The sequence below is a fragment of the Luteimonas notoginsengisoli genome (assembly GCF_042648885.1).
Taxonomy (GTDB): Bacteria; Pseudomonadota; Gammaproteobacteria; order Xanthomonadales; family Xanthomonadaceae; genus Luteimonas; species Luteimonas notoginsengisoli.
In genome coordinates this window covers 115,163-140,011 of record NZ_JBHRYF010000014.1, presented here as the reverse complement: position 1 = coordinate 140,011, position 24,849 = coordinate 115,163, and the positions used below count along the sequence as shown (strand labels likewise).

Here is a 24,849-nt window from a genome sequence, read left to right as displayed (position 1 = left end):
GAGCGCCGTGTACGACTACCTGACCAGCAACGGCATCGACGCCGGTCGCCTGGTGGGCCCGGTGGGATACGGCGAGAGCCGTCCGATCGCGCCGAACACCAACGACGACGGTTCGGACAATCCGGAAGGCCGTGCGCGCAACCGCCGCACCGAGCTCAACGTCCAGAACTGAGTTCGACGTCAAGCAGGACCACGAAGCCCGGCGCATGCCGGGCTTCGTTTTTTCCGGCGAACCGTTTGCGGGGATGTTCACGTTTCACATGAACAAGCGCGTGCAAGGGTTGTTCGTTCCGATTGCCGCACCTACACTCGCGGTATCGAAAAGAGGGTGCCGGACATGCGCAAGACCGTTGTTTTCCTGCTGGGCCTGGTGGTCATCGCGCCGGGGTTCGCGCATGCGGCCGTGCAGTGTCCGTCGACGAGCGTGCCGCAGGCCGCGCCGCTGCGCCCGACCATCATTGCACCGGTATCGAGCGAGCTCGCCGCCTCGGCCTACCAGCTGGGCACCCAGGTCAGCGTGCTGAGCCAGGCGTACGACGAATCGCAGTCCGCCGACCAGGTGCTGCTGCGCCTGCGCATCGAGGGTTGCCAGAACGTCGCCAAGGCCATGCCCGCGCCGAGCGCGATCAAGGCCGACGACCCGGCCGCGTACAAGCCGAAGACCGAATTCGACAACACGCCGTGGCGCTTCGACATGAGCCAGAACGGCAAGCGCATGACGGCCGACGAATTCAGCGCGTGGATGCAATCGCGCGGCGTGCGGGTCGCCAAGGGCGCGGCGCCGGTGGCGGTGCCCGCCGCAGCGGTTCCGGGCGCGACGACGCCCGCAGTCCCGGCTGCCGATGCCACCGCGCCCCAGGCAACCGCGCCGGCCGCAACCGAGCCGGCTGCAACCGAGCCGCCGGCAGCCGAGCCGGCGACGGAAGCCGAAAAGCCCGTCAAGCCCTGATCGCCGGAGCGCAGCTGCTCCGGGCGTCTTCGCCGTGACCAGCACGCCTCGTCGGCCGCGCTACGGCCTGGCGCGCGTGCTGTCGAAGCGGGGCCTGTGCTCGCGCAGCGAGGCCGCCCGGTGGATCGAGGCGGGGCGCGTCACGGTCGGCGGACGGCGCGTGTACGACGCCGAGTCCCCGACGTTGGCGGACGACCCGACGATCCGCATCGACGGCCTCGCACCCGTCGCGCCGGCGCTGCGCTACTTCGCGCTCAACAAGCCGCGCGGCCTGGTTACCACGGCGATCGACGAGCACGGGCGCGACACCGTCTATCGCTGCTTCGATGGCGCCGGATTGGGCTGGATCGCGCCGGCCGGACGCCTCGACAAGGCCAGCGAAGGCCTGTTGCTGTTCGGCAACGACCCCGCCTGGGCAGCGCGCCTCACCGACCCCGCCACCGGACCGCGTAAGACCTACCACGTGCAGATCGATGCCCTGCCGGAGCCTTCCCTGCTCGCGAATCTGGTCGAAGGCGTCGCTTCGGACGGCGAGTCGCTGCGCGTGGTGTCGGCCACGCTGCTGCGCTCCGGCGGGCGGACGGCCTGGCTGGAAATCGTGCTCGACGAGGGCCGCAACCGCCAGATCCGGCGGCTGCTGTCCGCGTTCGACATCGCCGTGCTCCGGCTGGTGCGCGTGGCGATCGGCGGGCTCGCGCTGGGCGAGCTGGGCAAGGGGCAGTGGCGCGAGCTTTCGGCTGCCGACCTCGATGCGGTCTGGTCGTGAGTGGCCCGCAAAAACCGTAGGGGCGGCCTGGGCCGCTCGCTTCGATATTCGGATATCGCGAAGGGCCCGCGGCGGCGGCCGCTCCGCAACGCGCCGCGCGGCTCAGACCTTGAGGACGCCCAGCTCGCGGCCGATGCGCGTGAACGCGTCGATCGCGCGGTCCAGGTGCTCGCGCGTATGCGCGGCGCTGATCTGGGTGCGGATGCGGGCCTGGCCCTGGGGCACGACCGGGAAGAAGAAGCCGATTGCGTAGATGCCTTCCTCGAGCAGCCGCTGCGCGAACTTCTGCGCCAGCGGCGCGTCGTACAGCATCACCGGACTGATCGGATGCACGCCGGGCCTCAGGTCGAAACCCGCGGCGGTCATCCTTTCGCGGAAGTACGCGGTGTTGGCTGCCAGCCGCTCGCGCAGCTCGCCCGCGGCGTCGAGCATCTCGAAGGCTTTGATGCCGGCGGCAACCACGTGCGGCGGCAGCGAATTGGAGAACAGGTAGGGCCGCGACCGCTGGCGCAGCAGTCCGATGACCTCGCTCGACGCAGTGGTGAAGCCGCCCACCGCGCCACCCATCGCCTTGCCGAGCGTGCCGGTGATGATGTCGATGCGGTCGAGCACGCCCTTGACCTCGGCCGAGCCGCGGCCGGTCGCGCCGAGGAAGCCGGTGGCGTGGCATTCGTCGATGTGCACCAGCGCGCCGTACTTCTTCGCCAGCGCGGTGATCTCGTCGAGCGGGGCGATGAAGCCGTCCATCGAGAACACGCCGTCGGTGGAGATCAGCTTGGTCCGCGCGCCCGCGGCGTCGGCTGCCTGCAACTGCTTCTCCAGGTCGGCCATGTCGCAGTTGGCGTAGCGGAAGCGCTTGGCCTTGCACAACCGTACGCCGTCGATGATCGAGGCGTGGTTGAGCGCGTCGGAAATGATCGCGTCTTCCTCGCCCAGCAGCGGCTCGAACAGACCGCCGTTGGCATCGAAGCAGGCGGCGTAGAGAATCGTGTCGCCCTTGCCGAAGAAGTCGGCGATCGTCTTCTCCAGCTGCTTGTGCAGGTCCTGGGTGCCGCAGATGAAGCGCACCGAAGCCATGCCGAAGCCGTGCGTGTCGAGCGCCTCCTTGGCCACCGCGATGATGTCCGGGTGGTCGGCGAGACCCAGGTAGTTGTTGGCGCAGAAATTGAGCACCGTGCGGCCGTCTTCGAGCGTGATCTCGGCGGCCTGCGGACTGGTGATGACGCGCTCTGCCTTGAACAGGCCGGCGTCGCGGATCTCGTCGAGGGTGTCGGCGTAGCGTTGGGTCAGGGACATGGCGGTTCCGTGCGGATGTTGTTCTCGTAGGAGCGGCTTCAGCCGCGAGCTTTTTCCCGAGGGCTGCAGGAGCTCGCGGCTGAAGCTGCTCCTACAGAAACCTGGGAGGCGGTGCTCAATTCCAGCTCAGCACGACCTTGCCCGACTTGCCCGATTCCATCAGGTCGAAGCCCTTCTGGAACTCGTCCACCGGCAGCTGGTGGCTGAGCACCTTGCCCAGCGGGAAGCCCGACAGCACCAGCTGGGTCATCTTGTACCAGGTCTCGTACATGCGCCGGCCGTAGATGCCGTGCAGGGTCAGGCCCTTGAAGATCACCCGGTCCCAGTCGATGCCGGCGCCCTTGGGCTGCAGGCCGAGCAGGGCGACCTTGCCGCCGTTGTACATGCAGTCGAGCATGTCGTTGAGCGCGCGCGGGTTGCCGCTCATCTCCAGGCCCACGTCGAAACCTTCCATGTGCAGGTCGGCCATCACGTCCTTCACCGACTGGTTGGCGACGTTGACCACGCGCGTCGCGCCCATGTCGGCGGCCAGCTTCAGGCGATAGTCGTTGACGTCGGTGACCACCACGTTGCGCGCGCCGATGTGCTTGCAGATGCCGGCGGCCATGACCCCGATCGGGCCGGCGCCGGTGATCAGCACGTCCTCGCCGACCACGTCGAACTCCAGCGCGCAGTGCGCGGCGTTGCCGTACGGGTCGAAGAACGCGGCCAGCTCCGACGGGATCTGGTCGGGAATCGGCCACAGGTTGCTGGCCGGCATGACGATGTATTCGGCGAACGCGCCGTTACGGTTGACGCCGATGCCGACCGTGTTCGGGCACAGGTGCTGCTTGCCGGCGCGGCAGTTGCGGCAGTGGCCGCAGACGATGTGGCCCTCGGCCGAAACCCGCTGGCCGATCGCGTAGCCATTCACGCCAGGGCCGATGCCAACGATGCGGCCGACGAACTCATGGCCGATCACCAGGCCCGGCTTGATCGTGCGCTGGCTCCATTCATCCCACAGGTAGATGTGCAGGTCGGTGCCGCAGATCGCGGTCTTCTCCAGCTTGATCAACACCTCGTTGGGGCCCGCTTCGGGCACCGGCACTTCCTCCATCCAGATGCCCTTGGCCGCTTCGCGCTTGACCAGCGCCTTCATGGTCGAGGGAATCTGCGAGGGCTGGCTGGCGATGGGCGACATGGAATGGCCTGGGGTCCGGACGGATATGCGATTGTACCGCCCGGCCCCGGCGCCGACCCCGCCATGACCCCCGGCATTTGCCTCGCGGCCCCCGTCATGCCTATGGTCGGGGGTTTATCCCAGAACCGTCCCTTTTCGAGGAGAGATCGTGTCCCTGCGCATCCTGACTGCGGCCTTGGCCGTCGCCCTGCTGTCCACCGCCGCACGTGCCGATGAAGGCATGTGGGAACCCAGGCAGATGCCGGAACTGGCCGCGCAGCTCAAGGCGCGCGGGCTGCAGATGAACCCGGAAGACCTGTCGAACCTGGCCGCCAAGCCGCTCGACGCGGTGATCAGCCTCGGCGGCTGTACCGCCAGCTTCGTCTCGCCCAAGGGCCTGGTGGTCACCAACCACCACTGCGGCTACGGCGCGATCCAGTACAACTCCACGCCCGAACGCGACCTGCTCGCCGACGGCTTCGTGGCGAAGGATTTCGCCGCAGAACTGCCGGCCGATCCCAACGCCCGGATCTACGTCACCCAGGACATCCGCGACGTCACCGACCAGGTTACCGGCGACCTGGCGGCCGACATGGACGGCAAGGCCCGCTTCGATGCGATCGACGCGCGCCGCAAGGCGCTGGTCGCCGAATGCGAAAAGCCCGGCGGCTTGCGCTGCAACGTCTACAACTTCAACGGCGGCCTGCGGTTCTCGCTGATCCGGCAGCTGGAAATCCGCGACGTGCGGCTGGTGTACGCGCCGCCCGAATCGATCGGCAAGTTCGGCGGCGACGAGGACAACTTCGAGTGGCCGCGCCACACCGGCGACTGGAGCTTCCTGCGCGCCTATGTCGGCAAGGACGGCAAGCCGGCCGCGTACTCGAAGGACAACGTGCCGTACCAGCCCAAGAGCTGGCTGACCGTGTCCCGGGACGACCTGAAGGCCGGCGACTACGTGATGGTCACCGGCTACCCGGGTTCTACCAATCGCTACCGCCTGGCGGACGAAGTCAACGACGCGATCAGCTGGGAGTACCCGATGCTGGTCGATTACCTGAAGGACTACCTCGCCACCATCGACCGCACCACGCAGGGCGACAAGGCCGCGGCGCTGAAATACGCGTCGACCATCGCCGGGCTCAACAATGCGATGAAGCTGTTCCAGGGCCAGCTGGACGGCTTCGCGAAGATGGATGTCCCGGTCGGCGCCAAGCGCGCCCGCGAGGATGAGTTGAAGGCCTGGCTGGCCAAGCGCGGCAACGACGGCGAGGGCCAGGCCCGCGCCATCGACGCGCTGGAAAGGGAGCTTGCGGCCGAGCGCGCGACCCGCGAGCGCGACCAGTGGTTCGACGGCGCGGTAGGCGGCGGGTTGGCGGGCGTGGCGGTGCAGCTGTACCGCAACGCGATCGAGCAGTCCAAGCCCGATGCCCAGCGCGAGAGCGGCTTCCAGGACCGCGACGCGCCGCGCATGGAAGGCCGCCTGAAGTCGATGGACAAGCGCTACGACGCCAAGGTCGACAAGGCGATCATGGCGCTGCGCCTGCAGCGCTACGCAAGCCGCGTGCCGGCCGACCAGCGCGTGCCGGAGCTGGACGCATGGCTGGGCATCGGCGCCAACGACAAGACCATTCCGGGCCTTGAAGCGAAGCTCAACGCGCTCTACGCGGGCTCGAAGCTGGGCGACGAAGCTGCACGCCTGCAGTGGTGGAAGGCAGATAAGGCGGCGATCGACGCGTCCGACGACGCCGCGCTGCAGTTCGCGGCGAAGGTGATGCCGGCGATCCTGCGCCTGGAAGATGAAGACGAGGCCCGCAGCGGCCGCATCCAGGCGCTGCGCCCGCAGTACATGCAGGCGATGATCGACTTCAATGCCTCGCAAGGTCGCCCGGTCTACCCGGACGCCAACAGCTCGCTGCGCATCACCTTCGGTACCGTGCGCGGTTATTCACCGCGCGACGGCGTGGAGATGAAGCCGTTCACCACCCTGGCCGGCATCGTCGCCAAGACCACCGGCAAGGAGCCCTTCATCTCGCCGCGGGCGGAGCTTGACGCCATCGCCCAGGGCAAGGGCGCGCAGTATCGGATGGAAGCGCTGGGCGACGTGCCGGTGAACTTCCTCAGCGACGTCGACACCACCGGCGGCAATTCCGGTTCGCCGACGCTCAATGCGAAGGGCGAACTGGTCGGCCTGCTGTTCGACGGCAACTACGAAAGCCTGAGCGCGGACTGGATCTTCAATCCCGCGCTGACCCGCTCGATCCACGTCGACGCGCGCTATATGCGCTGGACGATGGACGAGGTGGACCACGCCGAACGCCTGCTTGAAGAGATGGGGCTGCCGCATGACTGAGCACAAGGGAGCATTGACCATGGCACTGCGCAGCGCATTGCTGGCATCCGCCGCCGGGCTGTCGCTCGGCGCCCACGCTGATGAAGGCATGTGGATGCCGTCGCAACTGCCGGAGATTTCCGCGCAGCTGGAAGCCGCCGGCTTCAAGGGCGATCCGAAGGACCTCGCCGTCCTGACGAAGCCGCCGATGAGCGCGGTGGTTTCGCTCGGCGGCTGCACCGCCAGCTTCGTTTCCCCGCAGGGCCTGGTGGTCACCAACCACCACTGTGCCTACGGCGCGATCCAGCTCAACTCGACGCCTGAAAGCAACCTGCTCACCAACGGCTTCAACGCCGCCACGCGCGCGCAGGAAGTGTCCGCCGGCCCGGCGGCGCGGGTGCTGGTGACCGAGTCGTTCGACCGAATCACCGACCGCATCCTCGCGGACGCGCGCGGCAAGACCGGCCGCGCCTATTACGACGCCGTCGATGCCGCCAGCAAGGCGGCCGTGGCCGAATGCGAGCAGGAGGCCGGCTACCGTTGCAGCGTCGCCAACATGTACTACGGCACGGACTTCTACCTGGTGAAGCAGCTGGAGCTGAAGGACATCCGCCTGGTGTACGCGCCGCCGGAGTCGATCGGCAGCTACGGCGACGAGATCGACAACTTCATGTGGCCGCGCCACAGCGGCGATTTCGCCTTCTATCGCGCTTACGTCGGCAAGGACGGCAAGCCGGCGCCGTTCGCGCAGGACAACGTGCCATACCAGCCGAAGGCGTTCCTCGAGGTGTCGACGGACCCGGTCGCCGAAGGCGACTTCACGATGCTTGCCGGTTACCCGGGCCGCACCTTCCGGCATCGCACCGCGGCCGAGTTCGCCGACCAGGTGCAGTCGCAGCTGCCGGCGCGCATCGACCTGTACGGGGCGCTGATCGAGACGATCGAAGGCGCCGCCGCCGGCAGCGCCGATGCCGGGGTGCGCTACGCCTCGCAGCTCGCCAGCCTCGAAAACGGCCTCAAGCGCGCACGCGGCGAACTCGAGGGCCTCGGCCGCAGCGACGCCGTCGACGTGAAGGCGAAGGACGAAGCCGCGATGCTGGCATGGCTGGCACCGCGGGCCGATGCGGCCGCCACGCGCGCCGACATCGATGCCGCACAGGCGGTGATCGCCCGCTCGCACGCCACCCGCGAGCGCGACACCCTGTTCGCGACGATGCGATCGCAGACCCAGCTGCTCAAGTCCGCGCTGCAGCTGCAGCGGCTGGCGGCCGAGCGCGGCAAGCCCGACCCGGAACGCGAACGCGGCTACCAGCAGCGCGACGAAGCCCTGATCGAGGCCTCGCTCAAGCAGGCGCAGCGCCGCTACGAGCCGGCAGTGGAGAAGGCCGTGCTGGCCGAACTGCTGTCGCGCTACTTCAGCCTGCCCGCCGACCAGCGCATCGCCGAGGTCGAGTCCGTCTTCGGCACCGACGCCGCGCAGGCCAAGGCCGCGCTCGACGCGCTGTACGCCAGCACAAAACTCGGCGACGAAGCCGAGCGCCTGCGCCTGCTCGCCGCGCCGCCGGCCGAGGTGGCCGCATCGACCGATCCGCTGCTGCAGGCTGCCGCGAAACTGCTGCCGGCCGAGTTGCGGATCGAGGATGCCGACAAGGCGCAGGAAGGCGAACTGCTGCGCCTGCGCCCGGCGTACATGCGCGCGCTGATCGGCTACCGCCAGTCCCAGGGCAGCGCGGTGTACCCCGACGCCAACTCCACGCTGCGCGTGAGCTACGGCAAGGTCAGCTCGCTCGACCCACGCGATGGCGTGCACTACGGGCCGCTGACCACGGTGCGGGGCATCGTCGAGAAGCATACGGGCGTGGTGCCGTTCGACGCCCCCAGGCCGCTGCGCGACGCGATCGCGAAGGGCGATTTCGGCAGCACCGCCGACCCGGTGCTGGGGACGCAGACGGTCAACCTCATGACCAACCTCGACACCACCGGCGGCAACTCCGGCTCGCCGGTGCTGGATGCGAACGGCCGCCTGATCGGGTTGAACTTCGACAGCAACTGGGAGGCGGTCAGCGCCAGCTGGATGTACGACCCGCGCTACAAGCGTGCGATCCATGTCGACGTGCGCTACCTGCGCTGGCTGCTGGCCAAGGTTTACCCGGCGCCGCGGCTGCTGGAGGAAATGAAGCTGCCGGCGGAGTAGCGCCGGCGGCGCAGCCGCATTCCATCACGCGGATCCGCATGGCGCGATCCGCACGACACCGATTCCGAAAGCAGGAAAAACAACATGCGAATGACGATTCTGGCCGCGACGACCGCGGCAACGGCCCTGGTGGTGGCGATGGCCCCGGTCACCGCCCGCGCAGGCGAGGGCATGTGGGTCCCGCAGCAGTTGCCGGAGATCGCGAAGACCCTGAAGAAGGCCGGCCTCAAGCTCGATCCCGACGACCTGGCCGACCTCACCGGCGACCCGATGGGCGCGGTGGTCTCGCTCGGCGGCTGCACCGCGAGCTTCGTGTCCCCGCAGGGGCTCGTGGTCACCAACCACCATTGCGCCTACGGCGCGATCCAGCTCAACTCGACGCCCGACCGCAACCTGATGACCGACGGCTTCAACGCCGCGCAGCGCAGCGACGAGCTGACGGCCGGGCCCAACGCCCGCATCTACGCACTGGAATCGATCGAGGACGTCACCGAGCGGGTCAAGGCCGCGATCAGCGCGGCGCCCGACGCGCTCGCGCGCGCCAACGCGCTCGATGCGATCGAGAAGCAACTGGTCGCCGGCTGCGAGGCCGGCGGCGGCTATCGCTGCCGGCTTTACAGCTTCGCCGGCGGCAACACGTACCGTCTGTTCAAGAACCTCGAGATCCGCGACGTGCGCCTGGTCTATGCGCCGCCCGGCAGCATCGGCGCCTTCGGTGGCGACATCGACAACTGGATGTGGCCGCGCCACACCGGCGACTTTTCTTTCTATCGCGCCTACGTCGGCAAGGACGGCAAGCCGGCCGCCTATGCCGAGGACAACGTGCCCTACCAGCCGAAGCACTGGCTGAAGTTCGCCGACAAGCCGCTGGGCGCGGGCGACTTCGTCATGGTGGCCGGCTACCCTGGCGTCACCAGCCGGTATGCGCTGGCCGACGAGTTCGACAACGCCGCTGGCTGGAGCTATCCGGCGATCGCCAACCATTACCGGCAGCTCGCGGCGCTGGTCGACGCGGCGGGCGTCAAGGATCCCGACATCGCGGTGAAGTACGCCAGCACCGTGCGCGGCTGGGAAAACACGATGAAGAACTACACCGGCCAGGTGGAAGGCTTCGAGCGCATCGGCGCCGCCGCGCGCAAGCGCAGCGAGGAAACCGCCGTGCTCGACTGGCTGCGCGCGCAGGGCGACAAGGGCAAGCCGGCGCTCGAGGCGCATGAAAAGCTGGTGGCGCTTGCCGCAGATGCCCGTGCCACCCGCGAGCGCGACCTCGTCGTCTCCCGCTTCGACAGCACCGGCGTGGTCGATGTCGCGCTCAGCCTGTATCGCCGCGCCATCGAGCACGAAAAGCCCGACGCGGAACGCGAAGCGGGCTACCAGGACCGCGACGACGCCAGCATCGAAGGTGCGATGCGGCAGATGGAGCGCCGCTACGTGCCGGAGATGGATCGCCAGCTGCAGCGCTACTGGCTGCAGCAGTACGTCGCGCTACCCGAGGCGCAGCGCGACGAGGCGATCGACAAGTGGCTCGGCGGCAGCGACGGCAGGCACGTCGAGCGCGCCATCGACCGGCTGGCGAAGACGAAGCTTGGCGACACCGACGAGCGTCTGCGCTGGTTCGCCGCCTCGCGCAAGGACTTCGAGTCGAGCAAGGACCCGGCGATCCAGTATGCGGTCGCGGTGATGCCGTCGCTGCTCGAGCGCGAGGCCGAGCGCAAGGCGCGTGCCGGCGATGCGCTGCTGGCCCGCCCGGTCTACCTGCAGGCCGTCGCCGACTACCGCAAGAGCAGGGGCGAGGCGGTGTATCCCGATGCCAACAGCTCGCTGCGCATCACCTTCGGCCACGTGCAGCCGTACACCAAGCTCAATGGCGCGAAGCAGCTGCCGTTCACCACGCTGGAGCAGGTCGCGGCGAAGGCCACCGGCAAGGAGCCGTTCGACGCGCCGCCCGCGCTGCTCGAAGCGGTCAAGGCCAGGCGTTACGGCGGACTGGCCGACAAGCTCCTGGGCACCGTGCCGGTGAACTTCCTGTCCGACCTCGACATCACCGGCGGCAATTCGGGCTCGCCGGTGCTGGACGCGCGCGGAAGGCTGGTGGGCCTGGCGTTCGACATGAACTGGGAAGCGGTGGTGTCGAACTGGGTGTTCGACCCGGAGATGACGCGGATGATCTCGGTCGACGGCCGCTACATGCGCTGGATCATGCAGGAAGTCTATCCGGCGCCGCAGGTGCTGCAGGAAATCGGCCTCGCGCCGCGCCCAAGGCGCTGACGCGCCCTGTCATTGCGATGAGAAACGGCGGCCTCGGCCGCCGTTTCCCTGCGTGCAACCGGCGCTGGTCGCTCAGGGCAGGTTGCACATCAGGTGGCCGTTGGTCACCGGATGGCTGGTGCGCGTGCCCTGGTAGCTGAAGACGCCGTCGCAGCTCACCGAGAACGTGCCGACCACGTGACCGGCATCGTCGAGATAGACGCCAAGATCGCCGTTGTTCGGCTTGGCGATGGCCAGCCCCGCGGCGAGGGCGATGGAAAGTCCAAGGGCGGTAAGGATCGTGTACCTGCGACGCATGCGTTTCTCCTGGTGGCATGGGAACGGCGCGTGCCCGACGTGACAGGACAGCCCCGGGGCATCGCCGCCCGAGCACGCTAGACAGGCCGATGTTGCATGCGCGTTAGCATTTGGTGAGTTTCTCCGGCGTGGCACCGCACCATCGCGATTTTGTGACTGCGTGCGCGCATCGCGTCCCCGGAAGCGGGTCTTGCTGCGCCACGCCCGGCGCGAGCGCTAGGCGAGTTCGAATTCCAGGGTGTAGAAGTGCTGGCCGTCGGCGACGTCGATGTGCATCGTTCCGGAAAGCCCGTCGAGTTCACCCGTGCCCGAATCGGGGACGATGGAAACCGACAGGCTTGGCGTGCCGCGATCCATCGTGCCGGCATGCTGCAGCGCGAAACTGCCGTCGCGCCCATCGAGCCGTCCCCGTACGTGCTCGATCGCCACGTAGGCGGCCGAGCCGGGCACCGCGGTGCCGACGCTGGTCATCTCCACCACGCTGCTGGCTTCGAGCGCACCGTGGAAGGTTTTCTCGAGGCGAATCCGCGCCATGTTCGTCTCCTCGCCGGCGCCCTCGACAACCGATTGCCCGGTGCGGCGGACATCGAACGTTCCCTTGACCTGTTTCATCGGCAGCGCTCCCGGTGGCGAGCCGGCATCCTCGCGCAGCGGGAGGCTGGACGCGAGTGCCGGTTGTGCGCGTCTGCTACGCTGCCGCCGCCCCCGCGGAGTCATCTCACCATGAAAATCCTGCTCGCCCGCCACGGCGAAACGCAGTGGAATGCCGAAGGCCGCTACCAGGGCCAGGAGGACATCGCGCTCTCTCCGGTCGGCGAGGCGCAGGCGCGGGCGCTCGGCGAACGCCTGGGCGACGTGCGCATCGACCGAGCGGTCGCCTCGCCGCTTTCGCGCGCGCGGCGTACCGCCGAGCTTGCGCTGGGCCCGGCGCGCGCCGGCATGCTGGCCACGGATCCGGGGTTGATGGAAATCGCCCATGGCACCTGGGAGGGCCTGCTCGCCGCCGAGATCCGCGAGCGCGATCCCGACCGCCTGCTGGCCTGGCGCGACGCCCCGCACGAGGTCCTGATGCCGGGCGGCGAATCGCTGCAGCACGTGTTCGATCGCGCCTGGCCGGCGCTGGCGCGCGCGACCACAGGCCTCGGCACCGACGACACCGTGCTGGTCGTGGCCCACGACGCGGTCAATCGCGTCCTGCTGTGCCACGTACTCGGCATCCCGCTGGCGCGCCTGTGGACCTTCCGCCAGGCCCCGACCACGCTCAACCTGCTCGAAGGCCGCGACGTCGACCATCTCGACGTGGTGCGCCTCAACGACTGCTCGCACCACACGCCGTTCTTCGGGGAGGCGGTGCACCGGGCGTTGTAGGCCATACCGGAGTCGGGCCGGCGCGCAGGCAGGACGGACGACGCTCACTCGCGCACCGTCGTGGGAGGTTTCAGCCGCAAGCTCTTGGCGGCGAGCTGAAGGACACGGTTCCGGCGCCGCATTCCCGGCGCGCACCATGGAATTCAAACGGGAAGCAGCGGCGCTTTTCGACTTCGGGGGCTCGCGGCTGAAGCCGCTCCCACGGGTTTGACTCTCACGATGCGCGCCCGGCAGTTCTCCCACCCGGACGCGCCCGGTCGAACGCTTCGATTCTCGTCCGGCACTCCCATTTCCGCCGGCAATCACCCGCCAAAGCGCTAGGCTATTCGCCAATGGCCCGACACCAACCCCCAGCATGCATCCCGACTCGCTGACCGACTGGCTCGCCTACATCGAAGGCCAGCACCCCCGGCCCATCGACATGGGCCTGGATCGCGTGCGCGACGTCGCGGCGCGGATGCGGATGGGGCGTCCGGCGCGGCACGTGATCACCGTCGGCGGCACCAACGGCAAGGGTTCGACGGTCGCCTTCATCGAGGCGATCGCGCGCGCGGCGGGCTGGAAGGTCGGCGCCTACACCTCGCCGCACCTGCTTGCCTACAACGAGCGCGTGCGCATCGACGGTCGCGATGCGGACGACGCCTCGCTGGTGGCGGCCTTCGCCGCGGTCGAAGCCGCGCGCAGCGCGGCGGGCGGGGGCGGTGGGACGGACGACACCGCGCTGACCTATTTCGAATACGGCACGCTGGCCGCGCTGTGGCTGTTCGAACGCAGCGGCCTCGACCTGGCCGTGCTCGAGGTCGGCCTCGGCGGGCGGTTGGACGCGGTCAACGTGGTCGATGCGGACGTTGCGGTGGTGACCACCGTCGACCTCGACCACCAGGACTGGCTTGGCGCGGACCGCGAGCGCATCGGCTTCGAGAAGGCCGGCATCGCGCGCGCGTGGAAGCCGCTGGTGCTGGGAGACAACGACCCGCCTTCGAGCGTGCTCGGCCACGCCTACGCGATCGGCGCTTCGACCTGGCGCGCCGGCAGTGATTTTCTCTTCGAACCGATCGACGACGCCCGCTGGCGCTGGCGCGAACTGGGTTTCGAACTGGAACTGCCGCTGCCCGCGCTCGCCGCGCCGGTGCAGATGCGCAACGCCGCCGCCGCGATCGCGGCGCTGCGGGCGCTGGATGCGACCGTTCCCGACGTCGCGTGGGCCCAGGGCGTGGCGGCGGCGCGCCTGCCCGGCCGCCTGCAGCGATTCGAACGCGGCGGGGTGGAGGTGATGGTCGACGTCGGCCACAACCCGCAGGCCGCGCGCGCGCTGGCGGCGTGGCTCGACGCCGCGCCGGTCGCCGGGCGCTGCCTGGCGATCTACGCCGCCCTCGGCGACAAGGACGCGAGCGGGGTGGTCGACGCGCTCGCCGGGCGGGTCGACGCCTGGTTCCTGGCCGGGCTGGAATCGGCCGGGCCACGCGGCACGTCGGTCGACGCGCTGGCCGCGCGCCTGGCGGCGACCGCGGCGGCGCGGGCCGATCGCCATCCGGACGTGGCCACTGCGCTGTCGGCGGCGCTGGCGCAAGCGAGCCCCGGCGACCGCATCCTCGTGTTCGGGTCGTTCCACACCGCGGCGGCAGCGCTGCAATGGCTGGCCGGCGATTCATGAGGGTGCGGGTGGCCCGCGTATAATTCGCGGGCCCCCGCGCTGTCGCGGCTGCGATGGAATCCGACTGTGGACTCTCAACTCAAGCAGCGCCTGATCGGCGCCGCCGTGCTGGTTGCGCTCGCGGTAATCTTCCTGCCGATGCTGGTCAAGGGGCCGGCTCCTGACAGCGGCGTGTCGGACGTGCCGCTGAAGGTGCCGGACGCCCCGCAGGGTGGATACGAGACCCGCGACCTGCCGCTGGTGACGCCCGACGAGGCGCCCGCGGGCGGCGTGGTCGGGATGCGGTCGCAGGCTCCCGCCGACGGCAATGGCGAGGCGCTGCCGACCGTGGACACCACCACCGCGCCGTCCGGGCGAGACGCACGACAGGCCGATGCGCCCGCCGAAGCCGGCGCGATGCTGCCGCCGACGGCCGCCGGCGGCGACTACGCGGTCGACTTCGCCGCCTACGACAGCAGCGTCAACGCCGACACCGTGGTCGCACGCCTGCGCGGCGCGCAGCTGCCGGCGTACCGCGAGGCGTCCCGGGTCGGCGAGCGCCAGGCCTGGAGCGTGCGGATCGGCCCGTACGCCACCCGCGCCGACGCCGAGATCGCCCGCGTGGAAGCCGCGCGCGTCGGCAAGCACGCCGGCGCCCGCGTGATCGCGCTGGATGCCGCCGAGCCAGCGGGCGCTTCCTCCGTATCCAAGCCGGCGCCCGCGCCGGAGGCCGAAGTCGCCAGCCAGCCGCTGCCGCCGAGCACCGTGGCCGCCAAGCCGGTCGAAGCGCCGAAACCGGTGGCCAAGCCTGCCGAAGCAGCCCAGCCTGTCGCCAAACCGGACGCGGCACGGGCCGCCGCAGGCGTCGGCTTCGCGGTCCAGATCGGCGCGTTCGGCAACGCCGCGCAGGCGGCCGGCAAGCGCGACCAGCTGCGCGCTGCGGGTTTCGCGGCGTTCACCGAAACGGTCGATACCGACAAGGGCACGCTGACCCGGGTGCTCGCCGGGCCGGTGGTGAGCCGCGCCGACGCCGAGCGGCTCAAGGGCCAGGTCAAGGCCAAGCTCGGCATCGACGGCATGGTGCGATCGCATCCCTGACCCCATATCGATTCCGCGGCCATCGTCCCGGCGGTGGCCGCGCTTCCCCCAGCAACGGCAGAAACCCCATGTGCGGCATCGTCGGCATCGTCGGAACCACTGAAGTCGCGGCAGCGCTGTACGACGGCCTGACCGTGCTCCAGCATCGTGGCCAGGACGCGGCGGGCATCGCCACCGTCAGCGGCACCCAGCTGCGCGTGCACAAGGGCAACGGGCTGGTGCGCGACGTCTTCGACGCCCGCGCGATGGCCCTGCTCGAAGGCCGCGTCGGCATCGGCCACTGCCGCTACCCCACCGCCGGCAGCGAGGGCTCGGACGAGGCGCAGCCGTTCTACGTCAATTCGCCCTACGGCATCGCGCTGGCGCACAACGGCAACCTGATCAACACCGACGCGCTGCGGCGCGAGGTGTTCGAGACCGACCGCCGCAACGTCAACACCGAGTCGGATTCGGAGGTGCTGCTCAACGTGTTCGCGCACGAGCTCGACACCCAGCGCACGCTCAGCCCCGAAGCCGCGCTGCGCGCAATCGAGGGCGTGGCCCGGCGGGCAAAGGGCGGCTACGCGGTGGTCGCCACGGTACTTGGCCTGGGCCTGGTGGCGTTCCGCGATCCGCACGGCATCCGCCCGCTGGTGCTGGGCCGGCGCGAGGCAGAGGGTGGCACCGAATATGCGATCGCCTCCGAGTCGGTGGCGCTGGACATCCTCGGCTTCGAGCGCATGCGCGACGTGGCGCCGGGCGAGGGCATCGTGGTCACCGCGCGCGGCGAACTGCACACGCGCCAGTGCGCCGAGCCGCTGGCGCACGCGCCGTGCATCTTCGAATACGTCTACTTCGCCCGCCCCGATTCGATGATCGAGAACATCTCGGTGCACAAGGCGCGCATGCGCATGGGGGTGACCCTGGGCGAGAAGATCCTGCGCGAGCGACCGGACCACGACATCGACGTGGTGATCCCGATCCCGGACACCTCGCGCGACGCCGCGCTGGAAATCGCCAACGTGCTGGGCGTGAAGTACCGCGAGGGCTTCATCAAGAACCGCTACGTCGGCCGGACCTTCATCATGCCGGGGCAGGGCGAGCGCGCGAAGTCGGTCAAGCGCAAGTTGAACCCGATCCCGCTGGAATTCCGCAACCGCGTAGTGCTGCTGGTCGACGACTCGATCGTGCGCGGCACCACGTCCAAGCAGATCGTGCAGATGGCGCGCGACGCCGGCGCCCGCAAGGTCTACCTGGCCTCGGCCGCGCCGCCGGTGCGCCATCCCAACATCTACGGCATCGACATGCCCTCGGTGGACGAGCTGGTCGCGCACGGCCGCAGCGAGCAGGAAATCGAGCAGCTCCTCGGCTGCGACTGGCTGATCTACCAGGACCTGGCGGATCTCGAGGCCGCCGTTGCCGGACCCAAATGCCCCGACCTCCGGTTCGACAGCTCGTGCTTCAACGGTCAGTACGTGACCGGCATCGAGCCGGGCTACTTCGACCGCATCCAGCAGCTGCGTTCGGACGAAGCGAAGCGACAGCGCCGCTTGGCGTCGTGACGACGGCGCCCGCGGTTGTGGGGGCGGTCTCGGGCGCGTCGCCGCCCGTCCGAGCCACGTCAGTCAGGAGTCTTCAGTTCCTTTCCTGCGAAAGTGGGGGAGGGCGCCGGAGCGGCGCCTCAAGCAGCGTTGCGAGCTTCGGCCCCCTTCGAGTGCCCATCCGTATTCACGCGGCGAGCATTAGGCGCGAAGGGCTCGGGGCTGAAGCCGCTCCCACGGCGGCGATGGCGTGACCGGCTCGCTGTTCGCAGCCGCCCGCGCCTGCCTGGACGCCGCGTCCCCTGACGACAAGGTCGCTGCCACTTTCGCCGCCGCCGAGGCCTTTGCCCGCGGCGAGCTGGCCATCGATGGCGACGCGCTGCCGCCCGAACCCATCGCCATGCCGGGCCGCCCGCCGCACCCGCGGCTGGTGCATCCGCGCGGCCTGCCGCGACGCGGTTTCGGCACGCCCGAGGGTCGCGCCGCGTTCATCCATTCGATCGCGCACATCGAGTTCAACGCCATCGACCTGGGGTGGGACGCGGTCTACCGCTTCCGCGGCCTGCCGGCGGCGTTCTATGCCGACTGGGTTGCGGTGGCGAGCGACGAGGCGCGGCACTTCTCGATGCTGCGCGAGCGCCTGCGCGCGCTGGGCCAAGATTACGGCGACTTCGACGCGCACAACGGCCTGTGGGAAATGGCCGAGAAGACCGCGCACGACGGCCTTTCGCGGATGGCGCTGGTGCCGCGCGTGCTGGAAGCGCGCGGGCTCGACGTCACGCCCGCGATGATCGTCAAGCTGCGATCGCTCGGCGACGAGGACACCGCCACGATCCTCGAAACCATCCTGCGCGAGGAGGTCGCCCACGTCGCGGCCGGGTCGCGCTGGTTCCGCTGGTACTGCGAGCGCGCGGGAGTGGCGCCGGAGCCGCGGTTCCGCGAACTGCTCGCGCAGTACGCGCGCTCGGCGCTGCACGGTCCGTTCAACTTCGAGGCACGCGCGGCCGCGGGATTCGGCGAAGACGAACTGGCAGCGCTGCGCCAGCTTTCGGCCGGGACCTGAACCGGCAAGGCAGCGGTGCCCTCGTCACCCGGGCTTGGCGGGCGGCCCGCTAGCGTGCGCGCAGACCTCCGAGGGAACGCGCCATGACTTTGCCCATCCGCCTGCCGTCAATCCTCCTGCTGGCCTGCCTGGCTGCGTGTACCGCGACCGATCGCGGCGGCGACCCGGCGCCAGGCCCGGCGGCGGACGCGCGCAATGCCGGCCAGCCGGTGGACGCCGCGAGCCCCGCCTCGAGCCAGGGCGATGCCCCGGCCAGCGACGGCTTCCGCGCGCGGGGCAACGAGCCTTTCTGGGCCATCGACGTGGAGGGCGATGTCCTCCACTTCGTGACCCCGGAAATGCCGGAAGGACGGACGCTGCACGGCAGGCGCATCGCGCATGCGAAAGGGGTGGCGTTCTCGGGCGAAGACGAGGGCAGGCCGTTCAACCTCGACATCACCCGCACCGCGTGCACGGATTCGATGTCGGGCGACCCGTTCGAGTTCACCGCGACCTGGGATTACGCCGGCCAGCGCATGCATGGCTGCGCGCGTTCGAGTCACTGAGCGATCCCGGCCTGCCCCTGCAGCAGCGGCGGAAGCCGCGAGCGCTTTTCCCCGCAAGACCGAGCCTCCGGCAGCGCTGGAGGCTGACGTCACGTTCGCGCGAAGGCGGGATCATCCAGTGATGCTGCCCCGTTGGAAGACCAGGTCCGTGGATGGCCAAGCGTTCGCGTGAAGCCGTTTCCTCGGGCGAATGACGAGTAGCGGCGAATCAGCGCTGCCGGGGCGAGCAGCCCGCAGCGTCCACTTGGAGCGAATCTTCAGCGCGAGGGCGCGGGCAGCGACGACAGGTCGAATCCCTGCGACGACACGCGCAGCACCGATCCCTGCTCGTACCAGTCGCCCAGTACGATCCTCTGCCGCGCCCCACCGCCGACCTCAAGCTCGTGAACCGCGGGGCGATGGGTATGCCCGTGGATGATCGCGTCCACGTCGTGCGCGGCAAACGCCGCCTCCACCGCTGCCGGCGACACGTCGGTGATCGTCTCCATCGTCCCGGCCTCGCGCAGTTCGCCCTGCCGCGCCAGGCTGGCGGCGCGCGCCTGTTGCGCGAATGCGAGGCGCGCTTCCAGCGGCTGCGAGAGGAACCGCGCCTGCCAGGCCGGGTCCCGCGTCTGCGCGCGGAACTGCTGGTAGGCCACGTCATCGGTGCACAGCGTGTCGCCGTGCATCAGCAGCACCGGCCGGCCCTGCAGGTCGATGCGGGTGGGATCGGCGAGCAAGGTCATTCCGGCGCTGCGCGCGTAGTCCGCGCCAAGCAGGAAGTCGCGGTTGCCGTGCATGAAGGATACCGGCACGCCGCTGTCGGACAGGGCCTTCAACTTGCGTGCGACGAAGGCGCCGGTTTCCGATGGGTCGTCGTCACCGACCCAGGCCTCGAACAGGTCGCCGAGGATGTACAGCGCGTCCGCGCCGCGGGCCTCGCCGTCGATGAACTCGCCGAACAGGCCGGTGATGTCCGGGCGCGCCGGATCGAGGTGCAGGTCGGAGATGAAGAGCGTCGCCATGGCGGCATTGTAGGTGCCAGCGCGCCCAGGGCCGCGAAGGCACCCCCGGCTCCCTGCAGGAGCGGCTTCAGCCGCGAGCTCTTTCCCGGATGGGACCGAAGCGGAAGAGCCGGCGGCTGAAGCCGCTCCGGCAGCGGAGGCCGTCCCGTTCTCCGTCGCATCTTCTCCGTCGCATCGCAATCGGCAGGCAGCTCGCGCACCGCGCTACGGTAAAATCGCGCGTTCCCCGTCCCCGGCGCATTCCATGACTTGCCGCACCCGCTTCGCCCCCAGCCCCACCGGTTACCTGCACATCGGCGGCGCGCGCACCGCGCTGTACTGCTGGCTGGAGGCGCGCCGGCGCGGCGGGCAGTTCATCCTGCGCATCGAGGACACCGATCGCGAGCGCAGCACGCAGGAAGCGATCGACGCGATCCTCGAGGCGATGGACTGGCTCGGCCTGGATTACGACGAAGGACCGATCTACCAGACCCAGCGCGTCGAGCGCTATCGCGAGGTCGCCGAACAGCTGGTGGCATCCGGCCACGCCTACTACGCCTACGAGACGAAGGCCGAACTCGACGCGATGCGCGAGGCCGCGATGGTGAAGGGTGAGAAGCCGCGCTACAACGGCGCCTACCGCGAGCAGGGCGCGCCGCATCGGGACGATCCCAACCGCGTCATTCGCCTGAAGAATCCGCGGGACGGCGTGGTGGCCTGGGATGACAAGGTCAAGGGTCGCATCGAAATCGCCAACGCCGAGCTCGACGACCTGGTGATCTTCCGTCCCGACGGCTATCCCACCTACAACTTCGCCGTGGTCGTCGACGACCTCGACATGCGGATCACCGATGTCGTCCGCGGCGACGACCACGTCAACAACACCCCGCGCCAGATCAACATCTACAAGGCCCTGGGGGCGCAGGTGCCTGCGTTCGCGCACCTGCCGATGATCCTCGACGAGCAGGGCGCCAAGCTGTCCAAGCGCACCGGCGCGGCCGACGTGATGCAGTACCGGAATGCCGGCTACCTGCCGCACGCGCTGCTTAATTACCTGGTGCGGCTGGGCTGGTCGCACGGCGACCAGGAGGTCTTCTCGATCGACCAAATGCAGTCGCTGTTCGATCTGTGCGACGTCAACGCCAAGGCCTCGCGGCTGGACCCGGCCAAGCTCGGCTGGCTCAACCAGCAATACCTGAAGAGCGACGATCCCGCGGCGGTGGCGAAACACCTGCAATGGCACCTGCAACAGGCCGGATGCGATCTCGCCACCGGTCCCGCGCCGTCCGACGTGGTGGTGGCGCTGCGCGACCGCGTGCAGACGCTCAAGGACATGGCCGAGCGCGCGCTGGTCTGGTACCGGCCGCTCGCGCAATACGACGAGAAGGCGGTGGCCAAGCACCTCAAGCCCGAAGCCATGGCGCCGCTGCGCGACATGCGCGCGCGGCTCGTGGCGCTGGAGGCCTGGACGGTCGAAGGCATCGACGCCGCCTTCCACGCCGCAGTGGAAGCGTCCGGCCTGGGCATGGGCAAAGTCGCGCAGCCGCTGCGCGTGGCGATCACCGGCACCCAGGTCAGCCCCGACATCGCGCATACCATCTACCTGGCCGGCCGCGACGAAGCGCTCGCGCGCATCGACGTGGCGATCGCGAAGATTCCTGCGGGCATGGAGTAGTAGCGCTTGGCAATGGCTGTCGCACTTTTCACTGTGGGAGCGGCTTCAGCCGCGAGCTTTCCCCGGGAATCACAAAGATCACCGAAGGCACGCTGCTAAAGCCGCTCCCACAAAAATGGACGCGCGTTCATCAGGCTTGAGTCCTGTGGCGCGCGCCACCATCATCAGGCCATGCCCAAGCACGCCTGCATCGATCCCAAGCACCATGTCCACGACGCCGAAGGCTTCGTGGCCGCGGTCGAGCGCGCCTGCCACGAACGCGGCCTGCGCCTGACCCCGATCCGTGCGCGCGTGCTCGGCCTGGTCGCCGATGCCGGGCAGCCGATCAAGGCCTACGACCTGCTCGAACGCATCCGCTCCGGCAACAACGCCGACGCGGACAACGCCGGGGCCGCCGCGCCGCCGACGGTGTATCGCGCACTCGATTTCCTGCTGGCCAACGGCTTCATCCACAAGCTCGAATCGGTCAATGCCTTCGTCGCCTGCCACCACCCGAGCACGGCGCAGCACTCGGTGCCGTTCCTGATCTGCGATCGCTGCCATTCGGCGGTGGAACTCGAGGACCTCGACGTCGTCGCGCAGCTGGAGACGCGCGCCCGGTCGCTCGGCTTCCAGCCGCAGGCGCAAACCCTGGAAGTGCACGGCCTCTGCGCGCGCTGCGCCCCCTGAGACCCGCCAGGAAGGTCTGAACTCGACTTTTGCTCGTCATTTCCGCGAAGGCGGGGATGACGGCAATAGATCAGGGATTCCCTGCGCAGATGCCGTCATCGCCGCCCTGCGGAATAGGAACCGCGGCGTCCCGGTGCAGAGGCAAGCCACTCGGGACTACCGCGGCGTGATCGCCCGACCGGATCCGTGCGCCAGCGTTCAACGCAGGATCGTCGCGGTCGCGAGCGCGGCCAGGTACAGGCCGAAGCCGAACACCGCGTGCGTGGCCAAGCTGCGCATGCGCGCCTGCGTGGGGTTCGGCGTCCTGGATGAAGCAATGCCGGCGCCAAGCGCCGGCTGCATCACGAACCACGGCAACACGACCGTCAACAGGCCGAGGACCAGGCAAGGCAGCAGCGTCGGCTGCCTGGCCCAGGCAGTTCCGTTTGCGGCCAGCAGCGCGGCGGCGAACGCGATCCCGGTGGCGTAGTGGAAACACCAGCCCAACGGCCGTTCGCCGCGTACCGGCGCCGCCGCCGCGATACCGGCGTGCCTGAAGCGTCCGCGCGGAACGTGCCCGATCCAGCGCCCCACCAGCGCCCAGTCCGGCGCACGGATACCGAACGCGCGTCGCAGCACTACGGTCCACGCGTCGAGCACCAGCGTGGCGCCGATGCCGATGAGCAGTGCGCGCAACGCGAAGTCGACGGCGGCGTCCATCACTGCGATTCCATCAGAAGAACACGCGCACGCCCGCGCTCACGCCACGCCCCGGCAGCGGCGCGACATCCTTGAGGAACGATGTGTGGGCCCGCGCCTCCCTGTCGAGCAGGTTGCTGCCGTCGAGGAACACTTCCCAGGCGTTGTCGTGCGCGGTGTCGGCATGCCAGGCCAGGTGGGCATCGACCAGGGTGTAGCCGGGCGTCGGCTGCTCGAATTCCGCAACCCGGTCCTGTTCGGCGTAGCGCACCGCGCCCAGCGAGGCGCGCAGTGGGCCGCGTTCCCAGCGCAGTTCGCCGCCCAGTCGCCACGGCGCGATCCGCGGCAGGTTGCCGCCGCGTGCTAGCTCCACGCTGTAGTCGTGGGCGTGGTCGCCGTGCGGCACCGAGACGTCGAGCTGGCGCGTGCCGCTGCCACTGAGCTTCGCCCGCACCAGGTCGCCGAACAGGCGCAGGTTCCACAGGCCGCTGTCGTTGTCGGCGAAGTTCCAGTCCATGCTCGCTTCGGCGCCGTTGAAGCGCGCGTCGTCCTGGGTCCACACCCGCAGCGGCCCATCGTGTTCCTCGACGCCGGTGTCGGCCAGGTAGATGAAGTCCGCATAGCGCACGTGGTAAAGCGACGCGCCGAGGGTCAGTGGACCCTGGTGCCAGTGCACGCCCAGCTCGGCGCGGTTGGCGGTTTCCGCGTCGAGGCGCGAATCGCCGAGTTCGACGCTGCCGGTCGCCACGTGCAGGCCGCTGGAGTACAGCTCCTCGGCAGTGGGCGATCGCTGCGCGCGGTCGAGACCGAACGAGAGGTGGAAGTCATTGGCGACGTCCCATCGCAGCGCCGCCGACACGCTGGTGGTGTCGAAATCGCGGTCGGGGCGCGCGGCATCCGCGCCCGCGTCGACGACGTCGATCCCGTTGCGATCGTACCGTGTGCCGAGCTCCAGGCGTAGGGCATCGAACTGCCTGCGGCCGATCCAGAACAGGCCGGTGTCGCGCGACTGCGAATCCGGGACGAACGCCTCGTCGCCGACAGCGCCGAAGTCGCGCTGCGCCCACTGCAGCCCGAACGCGCCGTCCCAGCCGCCCCAGGGCTGGTGCACCAGCTCGACGCGGCCCTCGGTGCTCTCGTTCTCGAACACGGTCCCCACTTCCTCGCCTTCGTATTCGGTGTGGGTGTAATCGGTGTGCGCGAGCTTGACCCGCAGCGAGGCGAACGGGCCGAGGTCGTCGAGGCCGCCGCGCAGCTCGCCGCGGCGCTGGTCCATCACGATCCGCACGCCGCCTTCTTCCGCGTGCGCTTCTTCGCCATCGTGTTCGTGCTCGTCTTCGTGTTCGTGGCCGTCTTCTTCCCCGTGCGCGTGCTCGTGGCCCGGCACCCCGTAGCGAGTGTTGAACAGGCTGTAGCCGACGCCCAGGAAGCCACGGTCGCCGACCCAGGTGATGCCGAGCGCGCCGCTGTCGGTGCGCAGCGCGCTGTTGCCGAGCGTTCCGCGCGTGGCCGGGTCCGGCGCCTCGCCTTCCTCCGCCATGTGCGCCGCGCTCTCTGCGTAGCCGGGGATGTCGTAATCGCCGGTCTCGCGATGCAGGGCGTCGAAGTGGAACACGAGGTTGCCCGAGGCCGACGTGCCGTCCAGGCGCGCCATGCCGGTGGTCTCGTCGTTGACGCTGCCGGCGCGCAGTTCGGCGCGCCCCTGCAGCGGCTGGTCGGTGGCGGCCTGCGGGACGCGGCCGTCGACGACGTTGACCGCGCCGCCGATGGCGCCGCTGCCGTAAAGCAGCGTCGACGGGCCTTTCAGCACTTCGATCTGGTCGGCGAGGAACGGCTCGATGGTGACCGCGTGGTCGACGCTTACGGTCGACACGTCGCCCGATCCGAGCCCGTCGCTCAACACCTGTACGCGTGCGCCGTCGAAGCCGCGGATGATCGGTCGCCCGACGCCGGGGCCGAAGTACGAAGACTGCACGCCGGGCAGCTTGTTGACCGTGTCGCCCAGGGAGTTGGACTTGGCTTCGTCGAGCCGCGCGCCGGCCAGCACCTCGACTGGGCGGATCAGGTTCTCGGCTGTGTCGGGCAGGGGACTGGCCGTGACCACGACGCTGTCCAGGTCCTTGACGTGGCGATCGTCCTGCACGTTCGCGTTCGCCGGATCGGGCGCAGGCGAGGAGGGGGCCGCGCTATCTGGTGCTGCAGCCGGGGCAGCGCCCGGAGGCGGTGTCGCCGCCACGGCAGCTGCCGGGAGGGCGACCGAGATGGCCAGGGCGAGCGCAAGGCGGGTAGGAGCGGGGGGCAGTCGGACAAATCGGGTCACTGAAGCGGTTCCTGGGGCAGGTCGACGAGAACGTTGCAA

At 69.5% G+C, this 24,849-nt stretch carries 19 protein-coding genes and 2 pseudogenes; 14 read left to right on the top strand and 7 right to left on the bottom strand.

What is annotated here, in order from left to right:
* The 3 genes and pseudogenes from ACFOM9_RS16315 to ACFOM9_RS15040 form a co-directional block, all read left to right on the top strand.
* Positions 1-172: pseudogene (locus ACFOM9_RS16315) on the top strand (OmpA family protein); the annotation flags it as partial.
* A gap of 165 nt (positions 173-337) precedes the next feature.
* Positions 338-826 (top strand): annotated as a pseudogene (locus tag ACFOM9_RS15045) (hypothetical protein); the annotation flags it as partial.
* A gap of 16 nt (positions 827-842) precedes the next feature.
* Complete coding sequence (locus tag ACFOM9_RS15040; protein ID WP_386712674.1) at positions 843-1,715, top strand: pseudouridine synthase; 873 nt, start codon at positions 843-845, stop codon at positions 1,713-1,715.
* 102 nt (positions 1,716-1,817) lie between these two features.
* Here ACFOM9_RS15040 and kbl read toward each other — a convergent pair whose 3' ends face one another.
* Both kbl and tdh read right to left on the bottom strand, forming a co-directional pair.
* Positions 1,818-3,011, bottom strand: a complete 1,194-nt coding sequence (kbl, locus tag ACFOM9_RS15035) for a glycine C-acetyltransferase (protein WP_386712671.1) — start codon at positions 3,009-3,011, stop codon at positions 1,818-1,820.
* A gap of 115 nt (positions 3,012-3,126) precedes the next feature.
* Positions 3,127-4,161, bottom strand: coding sequence for an L-threonine 3-dehydrogenase (tdh, locus tag ACFOM9_RS15030; protein WP_386712701.1), 1,035 nt, complete (start codon positions 4,159-4,161; stop codon positions 3,127-3,129).
* 250 nt (positions 4,162-4,411) lie between these two features.
* Here tdh and ACFOM9_RS15025 point away from each other — a divergent pair, with 250 nt between their 5' ends.
* The 3 genes from ACFOM9_RS15025 to ACFOM9_RS15015 all read left to right on the top strand — a co-directional run bounded on the left by ACFOM9_RS15025 (position 4,412) and on the right by ACFOM9_RS15015 (position 10,961).
* Entirely contained in the window at positions 4,412-6,520 is a 2,109-nt protein-coding gene (locus ACFOM9_RS15025; protein WP_386712698.1) for a S46 family peptidase, read from the top strand.
* Positions 6,521-6,539: 19 nt separating this feature from the next.
* Complete coding sequence (locus tag ACFOM9_RS15020) at positions 6,540-8,693, top strand: S46 family peptidase (protein WP_386712668.1); 2,154 nt, start codon at positions 6,540-6,542, stop codon at positions 8,691-8,693.
* Between the two features lie 84 nt (positions 8,694-8,777).
* Entirely contained in the window at positions 8,778-10,961 is a 2,184-nt protein-coding gene (locus ACFOM9_RS15015) for a S46 family peptidase (RefSeq protein WP_386712665.1), read from the top strand.
* Between the two features lie 72 nt (positions 10,962-11,033).
* On the opposite strand, the gene ACFOM9_RS15010 is transcribed toward ACFOM9_RS15015, so the two are convergent.
* Positions 11,034-11,258, bottom strand: coding sequence for a DUF6289 family protein (locus tag ACFOM9_RS15010; RefSeq protein WP_386712662.1), 225 nt, complete (start codon positions 11,256-11,258; stop codon positions 11,034-11,036).
* A 216-nt stretch (positions 11,259-11,474) separates the two neighbouring features.
* Positions 11,475-11,870: a DUF3224 domain-containing protein gene (locus ACFOM9_RS15005; protein ID WP_386712659.1), complete on the bottom strand. Its 396-nt coding sequence runs from the start codon at positions 11,868-11,870 to the stop codon at positions 11,475-11,477.
* A 111-nt stretch (positions 11,871-11,981) separates the two neighbouring features.
* On the opposite strand from ACFOM9_RS15005, the gene ACFOM9_RS15000 reads away from it, so the two are divergent.
* The 6 genes from ACFOM9_RS15000 to ACFOM9_RS14975 all read left to right on the top strand — a co-directional run bounded on the left by ACFOM9_RS15000 (position 11,982) and on the right by ACFOM9_RS14975 (position 18,485).
* Positions 11,982-12,626 (top strand): histidine phosphatase family protein, encoded by a 645-nt coding sequence (locus tag ACFOM9_RS15000; RefSeq protein ID WP_386712656.1) that lies wholly within the window; start codon positions 11,982-11,984, stop codon positions 12,624-12,626.
* Positions 12,627-12,981: 355 nt separating this feature from the next.
* On the top strand, positions 12,982-14,280 hold the full coding sequence (gene folC / locus ACFOM9_RS14995; RefSeq protein ID WP_386712653.1) for a bifunctional tetrahydrofolate synthase/dihydrofolate synthase: 1,299 nt from the start codon (positions 12,982-12,984) through the stop codon (positions 14,278-14,280).
* 66 nt (positions 14,281-14,346) lie between these two features.
* Complete coding sequence (locus ACFOM9_RS14990; RefSeq protein ID WP_386712650.1) at positions 14,347-15,357, top strand: SPOR domain-containing protein; 1,011 nt, start codon at positions 14,347-14,349, stop codon at positions 15,355-15,357.
* Positions 15,358-15,425: 68 nt separating this feature from the next.
* A complete protein-coding gene (gene purF, locus ACFOM9_RS14985) occupies positions 15,426-16,898 on the top strand; it encodes an amidophosphoribosyltransferase (RefSeq protein ID WP_386712647.1) in 1,473 nt (490 codons plus the stop codon).
* A 229-nt stretch (positions 16,899-17,127) separates the two neighbouring features.
* Positions 17,128-17,940: a ferritin-like domain-containing protein gene (locus ACFOM9_RS14980; protein WP_386712644.1), complete on the top strand. Its 813-nt coding sequence runs from the start codon at positions 17,128-17,130 to the stop codon at positions 17,938-17,940.
* Positions 17,941-18,023: 83 nt separating this feature from the next.
* Positions 18,024-18,485 carry a COG3650 family protein gene (locus tag ACFOM9_RS14975; protein WP_386712641.1) on the top strand — a complete coding sequence of 154 codons (462 nt, stop codon included), beginning with the start codon at positions 18,024-18,026 and terminating at the stop codon, positions 18,483-18,485.
* Between the two features lie 257 nt (positions 18,486-18,742).
* On the opposite strand, the gene ACFOM9_RS14970 is transcribed toward ACFOM9_RS14975, so the two are convergent.
* Positions 18,743-19,489: a UDP-2,3-diacylglucosamine diphosphatase gene (locus ACFOM9_RS14970; protein WP_386712638.1), complete on the bottom strand. Its 747-nt coding sequence runs from the start codon at positions 19,487-19,489 to the stop codon at positions 18,743-18,745.
* A gap of 244 nt (positions 19,490-19,733) precedes the next feature.
* Between ACFOM9_RS14970 and gltX the strand changes: the two genes are divergently transcribed.
* Entirely contained in the window at positions 19,734-21,143 is a 1,410-nt protein-coding gene (gltX, locus tag ACFOM9_RS14965; RefSeq protein ID WP_386712635.1) for a glutamate--tRNA ligase, read from the top strand.
* A gap of 171 nt (positions 21,144-21,314) precedes the next feature.
* On the top strand, positions 21,315-21,812 hold the full coding sequence (locus ACFOM9_RS14960) for a transcriptional repressor (protein ID WP_386712632.1): 498 nt from the start codon (positions 21,315-21,317) through the stop codon (positions 21,810-21,812).
* A gap of 198 nt (positions 21,813-22,010) precedes the next feature.
* Here ACFOM9_RS14960 and ACFOM9_RS14955 read toward each other — a convergent pair whose 3' ends face one another.
* A complete protein-coding gene (locus ACFOM9_RS14955) occupies positions 22,011-22,511 on the bottom strand; it encodes a DUF2938 domain-containing protein (RefSeq protein ID WP_386712629.1) in 501 nt (166 codons plus the stop codon).
* 13 nt (positions 22,512-22,524) lie between these two features.
* Positions 22,525-24,792 carry a TonB-dependent receptor gene (locus ACFOM9_RS14950; protein WP_386712695.1) on the bottom strand — a complete coding sequence of 756 codons (2,268 nt, stop codon included), beginning with the start codon at positions 24,790-24,792 and terminating at the stop codon, positions 22,525-22,527.
* Between the last annotated feature and the right edge of the window lie 57 nt (positions 24,793-24,849).